Source organism: Photobacterium kagoshimensis (assembly GCF_050337045.1).
Lineage (GTDB): Bacteria > Pseudomonadota > Gammaproteobacteria > Enterobacterales > Vibrionaceae > Photobacterium > Photobacterium kagoshimensis.
In genome coordinates, this window is record NZ_JAKJSO010000019.1 from 69576 (window position 1) to 87807 (window position 18232).

The 18232-nt window shown below is 46.4% G+C and carries 12 protein-coding genes; 4 read left to right on the forward strand and 8 right to left on the reverse strand.

The features are described 5' to 3' along the window. Positions 1-167 precede the first annotated feature (167 nt). The 7 genes from ilvN to L4C35_RS17850 all read right to left on the reverse strand — a co-directional run bounded on the left by ilvN (position 168) and on the right by L4C35_RS17850 (position 11905). Positions 168-665 (reverse strand): acetolactate synthase small subunit, encoded by a 498-nt coding sequence (ilvN, locus tag L4C35_RS17820; protein WP_428464159.1) that lies wholly within the window; start codon positions 663-665, stop codon positions 168-170. After that, positions 665-2383 carry an acetolactate synthase 3 large subunit gene (locus L4C35_RS17825; protein WP_428464160.1) on the reverse strand — a complete coding sequence of 573 codons (1719 nt, stop codon included), beginning with the start codon at positions 2381-2383 and terminating at the stop codon, positions 665-667. The genes ilvN and L4C35_RS17825 overlap by 1 nt, the downstream gene beginning before the upstream one ends. A 600-nt stretch (positions 2384-2983) precedes the next feature. Next, complete coding sequence (locus L4C35_RS17830) at positions 2984-4795, reverse strand: AMP-dependent synthetase/ligase (protein ID WP_428464161.1); 1812 nt, start codon at positions 4793-4795, stop codon at positions 2984-2986. Positions 4796-5082: 287 nt separating this feature from the next. Beyond that, on the reverse strand, positions 5083-6036 hold the full coding sequence (gene leuO / locus L4C35_RS17835; protein WP_428464162.1) for a transcriptional regulator LeuO: 954 nt from the start codon (positions 6034-6036) through the stop codon (positions 5083-5085). A 771-nt stretch (positions 6037-6807) separates the two neighbouring features. Beyond that, positions 6808-9921 (reverse strand): efflux RND transporter permease subunit, encoded by a 3114-nt coding sequence (locus tag L4C35_RS17840; protein WP_428464163.1) that lies wholly within the window; start codon positions 9919-9921, stop codon positions 6808-6810. Positions 9922-9923: 2 nt separating this feature from the next. Further along, positions 9924-11264 carry an efflux RND transporter periplasmic adaptor subunit gene (locus tag L4C35_RS17845; protein WP_428464211.1) on the reverse strand — a complete coding sequence of 447 codons (1341 nt, stop codon included), beginning with the start codon at positions 11262-11264 and terminating at the stop codon, positions 9924-9926. Next, positions 11264-11905, reverse strand: a complete 642-nt coding sequence (locus tag L4C35_RS17850) for a TetR/AcrR family transcriptional regulator (RefSeq protein WP_428464164.1) — start codon at positions 11903-11905, stop codon at positions 11264-11266. Before L4C35_RS17850 ends, L4C35_RS17845 begins: the two co-directional genes overlap by 1 nt. Before the next feature lie 606 nt (positions 11906-12511). On the opposite strand from L4C35_RS17850, the gene leuA reads away from it, so the two are divergent. From leuA to leuD, 4 genes are all read left to right on the forward strand, one after another. Continuing rightward, complete coding sequence (gene leuA, locus L4C35_RS17855; protein WP_428464165.1) at positions 12512-14056, forward strand: 2-isopropylmalate synthase; 1545 nt, start codon at positions 12512-12514, stop codon at positions 14054-14056. 107 nt (positions 14057-14163) lie between these two features. Continuing rightward, positions 14164-15252, forward strand: a complete 1089-nt coding sequence (gene leuB / locus L4C35_RS17860; protein WP_428464166.1) for a 3-isopropylmalate dehydrogenase — start codon at positions 14164-14166, stop codon at positions 15250-15252. 26 nt (positions 15253-15278) lie between these two features. Then, entirely contained in the window at positions 15279-16718 is a 1440-nt protein-coding gene (leuC, locus tag L4C35_RS17865) for a 3-isopropylmalate dehydratase large subunit (protein WP_428464167.1), read from the forward strand. Between the two features lie 17 nt (positions 16719-16735). Beyond that, positions 16736-17338, forward strand: coding sequence for a 3-isopropylmalate dehydratase small subunit (gene leuD, locus L4C35_RS17870; protein ID WP_428464168.1), 603 nt, complete (start codon positions 16736-16738; stop codon positions 17336-17338). A gap of 269 nt (positions 17339-17607) precedes the next feature. Here the strand turns inward: leuD and L4C35_RS17875 are convergent, their stop codons facing one another. Further along, entirely contained in the window at positions 17608-18231 is a 624-nt protein-coding gene (locus L4C35_RS17875) for a DUF488 domain-containing protein (RefSeq protein ID WP_428464169.1), read from the reverse strand. Position 18232: the final 1 nt, after the last annotated feature.

An 18232-nucleotide genomic window follows, 5' to 3' on the forward strand; every position in this document is an offset into this window, starting at 1 on the left:
AGCGCTAGTCTACGCTCTTTTTAGTGTTGTGCAAATTTCAACCTACCTACAACTTTAGTCTAATACAGCTTCACGAGAAGATTTTCCATTTCGGAGCGATCAAAAAAGCCACCATCAAAAGACAGTGGCTTAATAACTATTTGGGTAGCACGTTATATCGAAGGAGCTTAAGCTTTGAGTGCGCGCTCACCTCGTGCGACACCAACAACACCACTGCGGGCTACTTCAATAATTTCAGTTGCTTCACCCACAGCTGAAATAAAAGCATCGAGTTTATCGCTGGTACCTGCAAGCTGAATGGTATATATCTGCGAAGTTACATCCACAATCTGACCACGGAAAATATCAGCAGTACGTTTCACTTCGGCACGGGCAAATCCACTGGCTTTGACTTTCACCAACATCAGCTCTCGTTCCACATGCTCACCTTCAGTCACATTGCTGACTTTCAGAATGTCGATCAACTTATGGAGCTGTTTCTCTATTTGCTCCAGTGCTGCATCATCTTCCACATGGGTGGTGATATTTAAGCGTGATAAGGTTTTATCATCCGTCGGCGCTACCGTAAGCGATTCAATGTTATAGCCTCGCTGAGAGAAAAGGCCAACAACACGCGATAATGAACCTGATTCATTTTCTAATAAGACTGATACTATCCTGCGCATTATGTTCTCTCCGTTTTACTTAGCCACATTTCGCTCATTGAACCACCACGGATCAGCATAGGGTAAACATGCTCCGTCTCATCCACGCTGATATCAATAAATACCAGTTTATCTTTTAGTGCTAGGGCTTTTTCTAACTCCCCTTCCAGCGCTTTCGGGTCAGAAATCCTAACCCCAACATGGCCATAGGCTTCAGCAATCGCCGCAAAGTCAGGTACTGAATCCATATAAGAATGCGAATGACGACCTTGATAAATCATGTCCTGCCACTGTTTCACCATGCCTAAGAAACGGTTATTCAGGTTGATGATCTTCACTGGTATATCGTATTGCAGTGCCGTTGATAGCTCCTGAATATTCATTTGAATACTGCCATCTCCCGTCACACATACGACTTCAGCATAAGGCAAAGCAAACTTCACCCCCATCGCTGCAGGTAAACCAAACCCCATGGTGCCTAGTCCCCCAGAGTTGATCCAACGGCGAGGCTTATCAAATGGGTAATACAAGGCGGCAAACATCTGATGCTGCCCCACATCAGAAGCAACATACGCATCGCCATTGGTCAGGCGATAAAGCACATCAATCACTTGCTGCGGCTTAATACGCTCACCAGAGGCATCATAGTTTAGGCATTTTCGGTGGCGCCAGGTGTCGATATCAGCCCACCAGCTAGCCGCTGCGTCTTGATCGTGTTTCGCGCCTTGATCCGCCAACAGTTTCAACATGCAATTTAAGATAGTGTCTGCCGAGCCTACAATCGGAATATCAACCGCAATGGTTTTTGATATTGATGATGGATCAATATCAATATGCATGATGGTCGCATTCGGGCAGTACTTTTCAACATTGTTGGTCGTGCGATCATCAAAACGTACCCCAACCCCGAAAATCAGATCGGCATTATGCATCGCCATATTGGCTTCATAGGTGCCATGCATTCCTAACATGCCTAAGCAGTTTTTATGGGTACCTGGGAATGCGCCTAAACCCATTAAGGTATTCACAACAGGAATATTTAATGATTCCGCTAAGCTCAGTAGTTGCTCGCTACACCCCGACATAATGGCGCCACCACCGACATACAACACCGGCTTTTTCGCGGCAAGTAACGCTTTAATGCCGCGCTTAATTTGCCCTTTGTGACCTTGGGTGGTTGGGTTATAAGAACGTAGCGAAATATCTTCAGGGTACTGGTACGGATAAGTTTCCGCTGGGTTTAACATATCTTTGGGAATATCAATCACCACAGGGCCAGGACGACCGCTGGCGGCGATATAAAAGGCTTTTTTGATGATAGCGGGAATATCTTCGGGGTTCTTCACTAAAAAGCTGTGTTTTACGACAGGACGAGAAATACCCACCATGTCACACTCTTGGAAGGCATCGTTACCAATCAGGTTACTCATCACCTGACCAGAAAAGACTACCATGGGAATGGAATCCATATACGCCGTTGCAATACCAGTAATGGCATTCGTCGCACCTGGGCCGGATGTCACCAGGACAACACCGACGTCTCCTGTTGCACGCGCATAACCATCAGCCATGTGCACTGCGGCTTGCTCATGACGCACGAGGACATGCTCAATATCGCTCTTTTCATGCAGAGCATCGTAGATATCGAGTACCGAGCCACCAGGGTATCCAAAGATGTGTTTTACGCCTTGATCGATCATCGATCGAACAATCATATCGGCGCCGGACAACATTTCCATATTTTTTGCCTCCAGGTCAGTGTGACCAGCCTATATAGCTAATTCTTCCAACAAAGCCGCGGTTGTCACCACTGTGAGGTATCACAGTGGTGATCGCGATAGCTTGCTGTGGATTATCCTGCTATCGATTGCCAAATCCATTCATTGCAATACAAATAACGGGTGCCAAATAAACAATTAGCTATATGGGCTGATACAACATAGTTAGGGCTTACTTTTAGCCTAAAGTGAATTTTTCTCGCTATGTTTCCGCTTAATCTGATAACAGATAACGGACAACCGCAATAACTGTAACGTTTTATTAGCATTTAAGTCTATGGACAAAAGGCACTATGCGTTATTGCTCTACCATTAGTTAAAATCCACAGAATTCATGTGGAAGCAGTCGTTTCGATTGGTATTTATCGCTGACATGCAATCAATATACAGAGCATCGTAATGGCGCATTCCTCGGATAGTGGCCGCATCATGGCAGATTAAATAGACAGAATCGCTAGATAGGAAGGGGGGAGCGTAGAAAGAGGGAGCGCGCTTATTTGAGCGCCCGACAAGAGGCAATAAAAAAGGAGCCAGAGGCTCCTTTCATATCAAACATTAGATTTATTTTGCTTTCTTATGGCTTTCTTCGTACATACGTTCAATCTCTTGATGGTAACGATCATGAATGACTTTACGACGCAGTTTCTGCGTAGGTGTTAACTCACCTTTATCCATTGAAAATGCTTTAGGCAGCAAAGTAAACTTTTTCACTTGCTCAAAACGCGCTAAGTCTTTTTGTAACTCGGCAATACGCTGATCAAGTAACTCTTTAATTTCTGTTTTCTTCAACAGGTCGATACGGTCTTTGTACTTAATATTCAGTTCGTGTGCGTGCTCTTCCAGCGATTCAAAACAAGGAACAATCAACGCCGAAACAAACTTACGGGTATCAGCGATAACAGCAATTTGTTCAATAAAGTGATCTTTACCAATTTTGCCTTCAATCACTTGTGGTGCGATGTACTTACCGCCCGAGGTTTTCATCAACTCTTTAATACGGTCGGTAATGAACAAGTTGCCATCTGCATCAAATTCACCCGCATCACCGGTTTTTAAGAAGCCGTCTTCAGTAAAGTTGTTCGCCGTTTCTTCTGGCATTTTGTAATAGCCACGCATTACCATAGGACCACGAACTAGAATTTCGTTGTCAGCCCCGATTTTCACTTCCGCGCCAGGCATGGTCATGCCGATGGAGTCAGGGTTAAAGCAGCGGTCATCCCAGCAAGATACGGTTGCTGTGGTTTCTGTCATGCCATAGCCCAACTTAACGTTAATACCAATAGCATGGAAGAAACGACCTATGGTTGGATCTAACTTCGCGCCACCACACGGCATAAACTTAATTTGACCACCCAGCACATCACGTAACTTCGACAACACCATTTTATCGGCAAGTTTATGCGCACGCTTTAATGCCATTGATGGTTGACGGCATTCCTGGTGACACGCAGCCATACGCGCGCCCATGTTCACTGCCCAAGTGAAGATCAGCTTACGGTGGAAAGGCGCTTTAGCGACTTTTTCATAAACCGACGAGTAAATTTTTTCATATACGCGTGGTACTGCCGCCATTACATTGGGTTTTACCTCAGTCAGTGCTTCACGCACTTTATTAGTGTCGCTGAGGTAACAGTTTACACCGCCACGGTGAAGCACATAGAAAGTCCACGCACGTTCAAAGACGTGAGAGAGAGGAAGGAAGCATAGCGAGCTATCGCCTTCTTCTAGCGCTAAGTTGGTATCATGGCTCTCTAATTGCGAGGCAATATTGGTGTAATCCAGCATGACGCCTTTCGGTGTACCTGTCGTACCCGAGGTGTAGATCAGTGTCAGTAGATCGTCCATCGCAATGTTATCAAGACGCTCAGTTAACACTTGCTCTGCTTCAGAAGAAGATGCAGTAGCAAAGTCACTCAACCGACAGACTAATGGATGATCGGCTAAGACAACCTCATCACACATCACCACAATATGTTCAAGTTCAGGGCACTGTTCTGCAATTTGCACGGCTGCATCATGCTGCGCTTGCTCACCAACAAATAGAATGCGTACATCAGCATTATTAAGGATGTAAGCGGCCTGATCAGGCGTACTTGTTGGGTAAATCGGCACGGTTACTGCGCGACAGTACAAGGTTGCCATATCAGCAACTGTCCAGCTCGGCATATTATTAGAGAAAATACCGACCTTATCTTGCACATTCAGGCCTTTGGCCAACATTGAAATAGCAAGTTCTTGGATCTGAGCACCAAACTCAGACCACGTGATATCTTGCCATTCATCGGCAACCTGATGACGTAAAGCAGCACGGTCACCCAGACGAGCAATCTGCGTGCGGATACGATTTACTAAATGAAAGTCACGTTTAGCCATAACAACCCTGATCTTTTAGCTTACACATGTAAGCTTAACTGAGGTGCGAAGTTTACCTTTGATGGCAAAAAAGGCAACCACTCCCCTCGAAAATTTACTGGATTTGTTGCGTCTATCTCACTCCAAGCCCCTACTACTACAGGGCTGACACGAGTTTTTAATACATTTGATACAAATGTAAGAGAGTAATACAAACGCACAACTTGGCACCGCCATTGCTGCTTTTGTTCCATATAAAACAAAAGCCAGCAATGCTGGCTTTATTCATTGGTAAGCTGAGTTAACGCTTACGCGTGGTTACCACAGATGCTCATCAATTGATCACGCATCCAGATGTGGCCTTTATCTTTTTGTGAAGACTCATGCCAGCTCAAGTAACCGCTAATGCTTGCCGATTCAAATGGCAAATCCAACACTTTTAATTTTAGGTTATCAGCCACTGATTCCGCCAACCAACGTGGTGCGACAGCAATAAGATCCGATTGACCAACAACATACATAATGTTGCTTAAGCTCGCACCTTGGTAGGCCTCTTGGTAAGAGTTGTGCTTGTTATAAATATGGTCAGCAAACATCTTCACACCCGGCATCGCTTTTAGTAGAGCGTGCTTTTCAGATGCAAACTGCGATTCAGATACAGTGTCGCTCAGACGTGGGTGGTTTTGCGCGGCAATGACAACAAGCTCATCACTGAATAATTCTGTGCTGCAAAAGCCAGGTTCATCAAAACGTACGTAATCGATCACAAAGTCGATTTCTTGGTAGCGCATCTTTTGCGTTAACTTCGCATCGAATTCCGCTTCAAGTTGCATGCGTAAGTTAGGGGCTTGCTCTGTCACTGAACGCAGAATGTGCGGTGCAAAACGCATGTCCGATGGGCTGCATAAAGCCAGCTTAAAAGTACGGGTTGAAGTTTCTGGAGAGAAAATTGATGATGGCAGCTCGTTTTTCACCAATTGTAAAGCTTGGCGCATCGGGCCAAATAATTGCTTTGCTCGCTGTGTTGGCTGAATACCACGACCATGTCGAATAAACAATTCATCGTTAAACATGACTTTTAAACGCGCAACGGCATTACTTACTGCTGGTTGAGACATACCTAAATTGTGTGCTGCTCGTGTAATGTTCTGTTCTTGCATTACGGCATCAAACACTGTGAGCAAATTAAGGTCTACACTGCGTAGGTTTGACTCCATTTTATAACCATCAATAGAGTGAATAGCTGAGCTTTTGCGTGTCATTTTTTAGCCTCTTGTTTAAATTAATATGGGCGTTATTTCGAGATGGTCATCAATACGACAGTACAACCACACTATAAAAATAATTGAATCCCTGTTGCTGGGATGCGCTCAGTATCATCCAAATAGATTGATGAAACCAATAGGCTGACAACGCGGTTTATCGCAATTAACCACACAAAACATAAAATCAGAATATAAATCATTTAAAATCAAACGAATAACCCACATCTAAAAAAAACAAAAATATCTTTTATTAAAATAAAGGATTAATTATAAGCAAGTTAATCGATTGCTTTATTGCGTACCCGCTCTAATAAAACACCGTACCACCAGCTAAAAAGAGGGATTGATAGCCCCCATTTATTAAATTCGACAAGAAAAAAAGAGGCGATATAGCTTGGAAATCAAGCAATATCTCAGGGGCGAAGTCAGGGCGTTTGACCAATGGTCAAAGCGGTTCACTCGATTCATCAAACGAATGATTCTCTCGCCCTCTCTTATCTTCCAACAAACCAAGCGGCGTCATACAAAATAACCTTTACAACAGGTTTTACGACCAACCAAAGTCAGGGCTTTGACGGTTTATCGCCTAGCAGAAGAACGCGGATTTAAGCTGTTTCGAGAGTAACGGGCTAATGGTATGCAGAGCCGAAGTGGCGCAAAATCACAACAAGAAGAGGAGATAATGACAAAGCAGACCGCGGCCTAGTTTGTCATTTAATATGCCAGCACACTGATAGCTGAATCCGTGTGCTGGCACATGAAAGGCCTTTACGCCGCTATGGGTTCATGCTTTTTCACTAAACCAAAATCAGCCAAAATTGCATAGGCCGCGGGGATCATGAATAGCACCAGTAAGGTCGAGGTGAAAATACCAAATACAATAGAAATCACCAATGGCTGAATAACTTGCGCTTGTAGGCTGGTTTCTAATAGTAACGGTAATAAACCTGCAGCCGTCGTGAGGGACGTTAAGAATACGGCACGGAAACGCTCGCGGCTGGCTTTCACCACGGCATCGTGCACGCTATCACCCTCATCGACATGGTGACGGATATACTGCACCAACAAGATCGAATCATTCACCACCACCCCAGCTAACGACACAAAACCCATGATGCTCGGCATACTCAGCGCATGTCCCAATAGCCAATGCCCCCAAAACACCCCAATTAAGGCCAGTGGAATAGCAAGCAATACCACAAAAGGTTCTAAGTAACTGCGGAACTGGAAACTGAGGATAACAAACACTCCAAACACCCCAAGTGCAAAACCAATCGCCATCGATTGTCCGGTTTCTGCGGTATCTTTGGCTTCCCCTTCAAAGTTAAAGCGTAGCCCTGGGTATTTAGCGATTAACTGCGGGATCTCTTGCTGACGGAATAACGTTAAGATCTCGGTTGAGCTAATTTTACTGTGCTCTAAATCTGCATACACACTGAGAGTACGCAAGCCATCGATTCGCTGGATACGGACATAATTTCGCTGATAGCTAAGCTCTGTAATCGACGCTAACGGTACTTGACTGCCATCACTCAGTATAATCGGGAAGCTAGCCAGCGTTTGTAAATTGCCCGCTTCTACCTTGTCAAAGCGGACTTCAACTTCAATATTTTCTGGGCCAAGCTGGATATCATCGGCCTTTTGACCAAAGTATGCCGCTCGTAATTGCGAAGCTATCATCTGGCCATCCACACCAAAACTTTCCGCCCCAGGGCGCAAGGTCACCAGCACTTCTTGCTTACCCATCCGCATGTCATCCAACACACCATATACGCCGTCAAACTCATTCAAGAAAGCTTGCACTTCCAATGACGCCGCTTTTAACGCAGTGAGTTCATCGTGTTGCATCCGAATCTCAACCGCTCGCCCCCCCGGCCCCATGATCGGCTGCTTAAATACTAAGGATATTGGATCGGCTAATGTACCGACTTCCTCTCGCCAAGCCGCAACAAACTCATCAATCACTGTATTGCGTGACTCAGCGCCACGTAAATCGAGTCGTACCGTTGCCACGTGCGGACCTTTTTCATCGGCATCCGCATTGGTGTTGTATTGCTCGGTGATGTGCTCAATCAGGCTATGGCCACCTTCAACATCTCGGCTCCATTCCACATTCAATCGCTCAGCCGCCTCAACAATGTGCGCGACCACTTTTTCGGTCTGAGACAGTGATGCCCCTGGCGCTAAGATAATTCGCGCTTCGGCGATGTCGCCATCTAAATCGGGGAAACCGACAAACTTAAGCGCACCGCCCGCTAACAGTGCCGCGGAAGCAAACAGCATGGCCACCACGCCACCTAAAAATAAGTAACGCCAGCGCACCACGGCATCCACCGCAGTCAATAGTTGATGTTGGCGAAAGTGCTCAAATTTAGCTAAGAACACCCGCTTAAATTTAAGATCAGGCTTTTCTTCTTTATGCCGCTGCTTTTGTAATGAATGGCTAAGGTGGTGCGGCAAAATCAAGAAAGCTTCAATCAAGCTGATGGTCAACACCAAGATCAGCACTTGTGGCACGACCCTCAGCACCGCGCCCATTTCACCATCAAGAAACAGCAAGCTACCGAAAATACAGACAGTGGTGAGATACGAAGACAGTACCCCAGGAAAGACTTTCTTCACCCCGTTAAAGACGGCATCTGGTACTGATTGACCACGCTCTAAATGGGCCGCTATGGATTCCGCAATCACGATGGCATCATCCATCATGATACCAATCGCCATCAATAAGGCGACCAGCGACATAATATTGATCGACAACCCCAACCCCGCCATGAGGAACAGGCTCCCCATAAAGGCAACAGGTAAACCTGCCGCGACCCAAAACGAATAACGGAAGGTAAAGAATAACCACATGGTGAAAAACACCAACACCACGCCTTGCAAACCGTTATCCACCATCATGGTCAAACGATCCCACAGTACCGATGAAATATCATTGGTGAGGCTAAGTGTTACGCCTGTTGGTGCAATTTGGCTTTCATCTTCGACAAACTGCTGTACCCGCTCTTTGATCCGTAAAGCATCATCCGCTTTATTTTTGCTGATCTTCAATACTGCCGATGGCTTACCATCAAACAGGATTTTTTGTTCATCCAGTTCAAAACGATCGGTGATCGTGGCAATGTCGCCAAGCCGCAACACCGCCCCTTCAGCATCAGCCCCTATGATGGTTTGTGCTAAGGTCTCTGGCGTGACTTTTTGTTCATCAAAACGGATCAATAAATTCTTGTCAGCGAGCTCAATATTACCACTCGGCAGTTTGATATTTTGCCGTGACAGGCGCTCGGCCACATCACCGACACTCATGCCGAGCTGGCGTAAGGCGGTTTCTTTTAGCTCTACCCGCAGTTGGTGATCGGAAAAACCACTCACCGCCACCAGTGACACCCCATAATCAATTTTAAGCTTACGTTTTAACTCTTCAGCATAGGCTTTAAGGTGAGGCCAGTTAGTGTCAGCGCTGATCGCGACATCCACCACAGGTTCATTCCAATCGAGCTCGCGAACAATCGGGGATTCAATCTCTGCAGGGAAATCATTGATCCCATTGATCTGGGTTTGTACATCCACCAACATACGCGAAACCACAGCACTGTTGGTCAGCTTTAAAATCAGCGATGCCGACCCTTCCACCGCTTCACAGCGCGTTTCTTCTATATTGGCAAGGCCATCTACCGCATCTTCCATCCGCATACAGATGCTTTGTTCTACTTCTTGTGGCGATGCCCCAGGGTAAACCACAGAGGCAATGATATAAGGCGGTGAGAACTCAGGAAACGTTTCCCGTTTAATTTGCGGTAACGACACAAAACCCAATAGCAGCAAAGTAAACATCATTAAATTTGCAGCGGTGGGATGGCGAGAGAAAAAACGGATCATGATTACGATGCTCCTTGCTCTTTCGCAGGCGCCACTACCGCGTTGCCATCTTTACTGACCACGCGCAATGCCATGCCTTCCACTGCGGGCAGCAAGTCATTAACCACTAGTTGTTGCGCAGCAATAAAATCCCCCTGTACCGCCACTAACCCCTCGCGACGAAATAGCACAGTCACAGGCTTAATATTTAAGGTGTTGTCATCACTTATCAAATAGACTTTATCACCGTGTAAAGCGCGTTCCGGGATCACCCAGTGTGGGTTAGCTTGTCCTTCCAAAGTGGCTTGAACAAACATACCATTAACGAGTGGTGGCGCAGTTTCAGGTGAGAGTTGGCTGTAATCTTGCGCCACTTCAAGAATCACCCCGACGGTGGCCTGATTGGCACTAACGGTGTCGCTGATCCTGGCCACTTTAGCTGGCCACTGCTGAACAAATTGACCACTGGATAATTGAATGCTGGCTTGCAATGCCAGCTGATCGGCACGTGGGCGGCCATCGGCATGGGCGGTGTATTGAGTCAGGCTAGAGGCTAATGCTTGCATGTCATGTAACGCGACTTGCGCGTCCACTTCAATCTCGGCAATACCGTGGGCAATCAGCATGGTTTGCTGCACATTCACCACCTGATTTTGTTCGATATCAACACTCGAAATACGCGCATCAATCGGCAATATAATTTCTGTTTTTTCCAGCGAACGCTTTGCTTCTGCTACTTTTGATTGATTCACTTGCAGTTGCGCTTCGCTGACACGGCGCTCTTTGGGTAAGACTTGGAGCTGGCTTTCTAGGTCTTGCACCACTTTTTGGCTGGCTAGATAAGACTGCTTTTCCAGATCCAATGCCGATTGTGACGTTAGCCCTTTACGACGCAGCTCTTCTTTGCGGGTTACTTCTTTTTTACTGATCGCCAGGCGATTTTTTTCTATCTTTAGTGTGCTTTGGAGGTTTTTTTCTTCCAAATCCAGCTTGGCTATTTGCGCTTCACTTGAGCTAATATCCGCTTCCGCTTTCGCTAACGTTAATTGATAGTCCAGCGGATCAATTTTCAGGATCACAGTGCCAGCATCTAACACTCGGCCTTTTTCAAGCTCAGGGTGACGGAAAATCACCTTCCCGCTCACTTCTGAAATCGCCTTCCATTCCACTTTGGGTTTTACTCGGCCAAAACCGGTGACTTGCGGTGCTAAAGGTTGTTGTTGCAAGGTAATCACATCAACCGCTCGGCTGCGCTCCAAGGCGGGCTTACTGCTCGGGGAAGGGCGTAATTTAACGGCGAGTACTAATATTAAAATGCCAGCCATCAACGCAGGAATGAAGAGTAGTTTCCGGTTACGGGCAATCATTCTGCTTCCCCTTTTTGATTAAAGATCCCTTGAGTCAGCACTTTAACGTTGTGCTCTGCCAATTCAAATAAGTAGGATTCGGACATTTCGATCCCATGAATTTCAAGCATTGCTGGTGGGATCAAGAAGGGAAAAACCATCATACTTACGAACGTCATCCGTGCTTTTTCAGGATCCATTCCAGGGTTAAGCTGACCATTTTGCTGTAGCTTGGTAAACATCATGTCGGTTGCAGGACGTGACGTCTCTTTCATCATTTTTTCCATCATCTGACGCTGAGGATCATCTGGCGCGAGCATCATGGCCCGTGACATCAACTTTGGCATGTCTGGATTGGGGGCCATAATTCGATAGTAAGTTCGCATGAATTCGCCAATCGAGTCAAAATCACCTTTCTCCATCACCACCTTCATCTGGGCTCGGATAGGATCCATGGTTTCTTGCATCATGGTTTGGTATAAGCCGGCTTTGTTCTCAAAATAGTAGCGAATCAGTGCGACATTAACATCAGCCCTTGCCGCTATCATTCTGGTCGATACCTTGCTGTAAGGTAGAACGACAAATAATTTACGCGCTTCTATAATTAGACGCTCACGCGCATCGGAATCACCAACTGGACGACCTGCTTTTCCTGCCATTAACTCACATCTCTACCAAATTAATCATACGATTAATAATTGTACTAACAGAACAGTTAAAAGGTTTACTCTATTATTCATCTTAATTTAACCAATTGATTAATTAATACTGTGAACCAAGTAAACAACCAGTGATAAAGCTTAAATACAGCAGATTATTCGACAAAATAGACCTTTCACTTATTTACGCACTGTAACAACAAAGTGAATGATCACTTGTGTTCCCACCATTGGCATCAATAGATCCCCACCTTGTCCTGTAGATACCCAACAACAAACAAACACTTAATTATCATTACGATACAAACACCAGCAAAAGAAAGCACCAATTAATGGTTGACCTTTAACCTGTCTATTTGGTATTCATTTGTTATCAACTTTGTGGAAGACATGTAAAAATGACTAAACGTTTCTTTATCCTCCTAAGCCTCCTCCTTATCGTGAATAATTCGCGCGGGTAGCTTATGAGTCGGAAACACCACTAAGCATTTAACAAACCCGCGCAGATAGCGCGGGTTTTTTATATCAGAGCCAGCGCAAGCGGATGCAGACTACGCCTAATAGCAATGAACACATGATTAGGCAGGCCAATAAAAGGAAGTAGCAATGAAAGATCAAGTCATTATTTTCGATACCACGCTTCGCGACGGTGAACAGGCACTATCAGCAAGCCTAACGGTAAAAGAAAAGCTACAAATCGCTTATGCGCTGGAACGCTTAGGGGTTGATGTAATAGAAGCGGGCTTTCCTGTTTCTTCACCTGGCGATTTTGAGTCGGTACAAACCATTGCGAAACATATTAAAAACAGCCGCGTATGTGCCCTTTCACGTGCTGTTGCGAAAGACATTGATGTTGCTGCTGAATCGCTAAAAGTTGCTGACGCTTTCCGAATTCATACTTTCATTTCCACTTCAACCGTTCACGTACAAGATAAACTACGTCGTAGCTATGATGATGTTATCGAGATGGGGGTTGCTGCGGTTAAACGCGCACGTAATTACACTGATGATGTGGAATTTTCCTGTGAAGATGCTGGTCGCACCCCCATCGATAACCTATGTCGCATGGTGGAAGCGGCGATCAATGCCGGTGCGAACACCATCAATATTCCTGACACCGTGGGTTACACCCTACCCAACGAGTTTGGCGGTATCGTGGCGCAACTGTTTGACCGCGTGCCTAACATCGACAAAGCGATTATCTCGGTGCATTGCCACGACGATCTAGGCATGTCGGTGGCTAACTCCATGGCGGCAGTCCAAGCGGGGGCACGCCAAGTTGAGGCGACGATTAATGGCCTGGGTGAACGCGCTGGTAACTGCTCACTAGAAGAGATCGCGATGATCATCAAAACCCGCGCTGACTTCTTGGGTGTTCACACCAATATCAAACACGATGAGATTCACCGCACCAGTAAAATGGTGAGCCAACTGTGTAACTCGCCGATTCAAGCGAATAAAGCCATTGTCGGTGCTAATGCCTTTAGCCACTCATCGGGTATCCACCAAGATGGGATGCTAAAGAACAAAAATACCTACGAGATCATGACCCCTGAGTCTATCGGGCTTAAAAACCAAGCGCTGAACCTAACCAGTCGCTCTGGCCGTGCCGCCGTTAAAAGTCACATGGATACCCTTGGCTACACCGAAAATGAATACAGCCTAGATGCGCTATACGCTGATTTTCTAAAACTGGCCGATCGTAAAGGCCAAGTGTTCGACTACGACCTAGAAGCCCTAATGCACTTCGCTAACCTACGCGAAGAAGATGACTTCTTTAAGCTAAATTACCTCAGTGTACAGTCAGGTAGCATCATGGCGACCACCAGTATCAAACTGCAATGTGGTGATGAAGAGAAATGCGAAGCCGCGGTCGGTAATGGCCCTGTTGATGCGCTATACCAGTGTATCTACCGCCTAACAGGCTACGAAATTGTACTGGATAAATTCGACCTAACCGCCAAAGGGGAAGGGGAAGACGGTTTGGGCCAAGCTGACATCATTGCCAACTACAAAGGCCGTAAATACCACGGTACGGGACTTGCGACTGATATTGTTGAAGCCTCTGGCCAAGCGCTATTGCATGTAATCAACAGCATCCACCGCGCCGATCAAATTGCTGAAATTAAAGAGCGTACCGCGACGGTATAACACCGCGCCTCAATCTAATCTTAGGCGTAGCCAGTGATAGCAAGATGACACACGCTACGCCAGCCCAATTTATGACGATTAACAACAAATTACGGAGACAACTAACCATGGCAGGTACATATAAAATTGCGGTTCTACCGGGTGACGGTATTGGTCCAGAAGTGATGCAGCAAGCCCATAAAGTGCTAGATGCCGTTGAAGCTAAGTTCGGCTTTACCCTAGAGCGTGCCGAATTTGATGTGGGTGGTATTGCGATTGATAACCATGGCTGTCCCCTACCCGATGCAACCCTAAAAGGTTGTGAAAATTCTGATGCCGTATTGTTTGGCTCGGTGGGTGGCCCTAAATGGGAACACCTAGCGCCGAATGATCAACCTGAGCGTGGTGCACTACTGCCACTGCGCAAGCATTTTCAGCTATTCTGTAACTTGCGTCCTGCCCAAATTCATAGCGGGCTAGAGACGTTCTCACCACTGCGCGCAGATATTTCTGAACGAGGTTTCGATATTGTCGTGGTTCGCGAACTAACGGGTGGGATCTACTTCGGCCAACCTAAAGGCCGTGAGGGTGAAGGCCCACAAGAAAAAGCCTACGACACCGAGATTTACCATCGCTACGAGATAGAGCGCATTGCCCGTATTGCGTTTGAATCAGCGATGCTACGCAACAAAAACGTCTACTCGATTGACAAAGCTAATGTGCTACAAAGCTCAATCCTATGGCGTGAAGTGGTCGAAGAAATCGCGAAAGATTACCCTGAAGTCACGCTTAATCACATGTACATTGATAACGCGACCATGCAGCTGATCAAAGACCCGTCTCAGTTTGATGTCATGCTGTGCTCAAACATTTTCGGCGACATTATTTCCGATGAATGCGCAATGATCACAGGCTCAATGGGGATGCTACCGTCGGCAAGCTTGAACCAAGAAAAGTTCGGCATGTACGAGCCAGCAGGTGGTTCCGCTCCTGATATCGCGGGCAAAAACATTGCCAACCCTGTCGCCCAAATTCTGTCGGCAGCATTGATGCTGCGCTATAGCTTAGGTGAAGAAGAGGCTGCCCGCGCCATTGAACTAGCGGTGTCGCAAGCACTTGAAGCCGGTGAACTAACCGCAGATTTAGCGGGTAAAGGCCAAGCCCTGACCACCAGCGAAATGGGCGATAAGATCGCTACCTATATTCGCCAAGCATAAGCAATACCGGCAAGGAGCACTTAGCAATGTCAGCACAATATACAGAAAATAAAGCGCCTAAAACGCTATACGAAAAAGTTTACGATGCCCATGTTGCGGTTGCCGCACAAGGCGAGAATCCAATTTTATATATCGACCGTCACTTGGTACACGAAGTGACATCACCGCAAGCTTTTGATGGTTTACGTGAAAAAGGGCGCCCCGTTCGCCAAGTCGGTAAAACATTTGCCACCATGGATCATAATGTCTCGACCCAAACCAAAGACATTAATGCCTCTGGTGAAATGGCGCGTATCCAAATGGAAACGCTGGCCAAAAACTGTGAAGAGTTTGGCGTCACCCTTTACGATCTAAACCATAAATACCAAGGTATTGTGCATGTGATGGGCCCCGAGCTGGGCATTACCCTACCTGGCATGACGATTGTTTGTGGTGATTCACACACGGCAACACACGGTGCGTTTGGCTCATTAGCCTTTGGGATTGGCACCTCAGAAGTTGAACACGTATTAGCGACTCAAACGCTCAAACAAGCGCGCGCCAAAACCATGAAAATCGAAGTCAAAGGCAAAGTTGCTGAAGGCATTACGGCTAAAGATATCGTGCTAGCCATCATAGGCAAAACGACAGCCGCGGGCGGTACTGGCTATGTGGTTGAATTTTGTGGTGAAGCGATAACAGATTTGTCAATGGAAGGGCGGATGACGGTGTGTAACATGGCGATCGAATTAGGTGCAAAAGCGGGCTTGATTGCCCCCGATCAAACCACCTACGACTACATTAAAAACCGTAAATTCTCACCAACAGATAGTCACTTCGATGCCGCAGTTGAATACTGGAATACCCTAAAAACCGATGAGGGTGCCGTCTTCGATGCGACAGTAACGTTAGAAGCCGCCGAGATTAAACCACAAGTAACTTGGGGCACAAACCCCGGCCAAGTTATCGCAATTGATACGCCGATTCCAAGCCCAGCTGACTTTGCTGACCCCGTTGAAAAAGCATCAGCGGAAAAAGCTTTGGCCTATATGGGGCTAGAAGCGGGGAAAACACTGTCTGACTTTTCAATTGATAAAGTCTTTATTGGTTCTTGTACCAACTCACGGATAGAAGATATGCGCGCCGCTGCCGCCATCGCAAAAGGCCGCAAAGTTGCCGCCAATGTGCAAGCGCTGGTTGTGCCAGGATCTGAGCAAGTCAAAGCCCAAGCAGAGCAAGAAGGCTTGGATAAAATATTCATCGATGCAGGCTTTGAATGGCGTCTACCAGGTTGCTCTATGTGTCTCGCGATGAACAACGACCGCCTAGGGCCAAAAGAGCGCTGCGCCTCCACCAGCAATCGTAACTTTGAAGGTCGCCAAGGCCGTGATGGCCGCACCCACCTTGTTAGTCCTGCAATGGCAGCCGCTGCAGCATGTGCTGGCCATTTTGTAGATATTCGCGACTTAGACAGCGCAACGGCATAATCGAGAGGAAGATAACAATGGCAGGTTTTAAACAACATACAGGCTTGGTTGTGCCGCTAGATATCGCCAACATCGATACCGACGCAATCATCCCTAAGCAATTTCTACAAAAAGTGACACGTACAGGCTTTGGAAAACATTTGTTCCACGACTGGCGTTTTCTTGATGATGCAGGCGAACAAGCAAACCCTGAGTTTGTAATGAATGCGCCGCGCTACCAAGGAGCAAGCATTTTGCTGGCACGTGAGAACTTCGGTTGCGGCTCTTCACGTGAACATGCGCCGTGGGCGCTAGCAGATTACGGCATCCAAGTGATGATCGCACCGAGTTTTGCCGACATTTTTTATGGCAACTCGATCAACAACCAGATGGTGCCAGTACGCTTGAGCGAACAAGAAGTCGATGAGATTTTCCAGTTTGTCGAAAACACAGCTGGCGCTGAAATCACTGTCGATCTTGAAACCATGTTAGTCACGGCTAACGGCAAGCAATACCACTTTGAGATTGATGAATTCCGCCGTCATTGCTTATTGAATGGGCTGGATAACATCGGCCTGACGCTGCAACATGAAGATAAAATTGCCGCTTACGAAGATAATATCCCTGAATTTTTAAGGTAAACATCGTCTTTGTTAGCGCTCACTTACACGATAAGAGACTAACCACAGCACCCTGCGAGGCAGGGTGTTATTTTTTGCGGCTTGAAACTTACCGCTTATATCACTCGTTCACGTCCCCTATGCAACAAAGAACTCACCGACAGGGTCGTAGGCTAACCCACTATAAAATGAGATCACAGAGTATGCCCAACATTGCAGCTAGAATCATAAGAGCAATGCACTCCTATGATTCTAACTCACTCGCCAACGCAAAATGACGAATAACCAACTTAACGAGTACGCTTGCGAATTTCGGCGTATTTTTTTAATCCAGCCTTCGCGGCTTTTTCAGCAACAGCATGATAAGCCCACTCAACGACTTCGTCGTGAGTCGACATCGGCGGGTATGGCTGCAAAGTTCGACGTTTGACTCTGTTTAAACATTTTTGAATCATCTTATCTTGCAGTTCATTGTGAGTACATACGACCGAACCGTCAAAATGCTGGACGTGCATCCCATGAGCTATCATTACACGACTTAACACAATAAACCGATGGCATTCAATAGGATCGGCTTTGGCTGCCATCAAAACGCCTCCCGTTCCGATGGCTTTCAATGCTTTTACCCCTTCTTGATAGCGTTCTCTTGCCAGTACCTCTTGATATTGCACATTACCGCGATTCAACGGCGCTTTCTCATCATGGTTTCTTGGGCCAAGTAATTGCCCAAGGTACATATATTGCCATCCATGCTTTTCTAGGACGCTTTTTAATCTGAGTTGCTGATATTGTGGAAACATTCGGCTACCTGGGAAACTGCGAATATCCACCAGAACCTTAGCTTCACCACATTGCTCAAGCCGATAAAGAAAGTCTTCTATTGAATAATTGGAATGCCCAATCGTGTACCACATA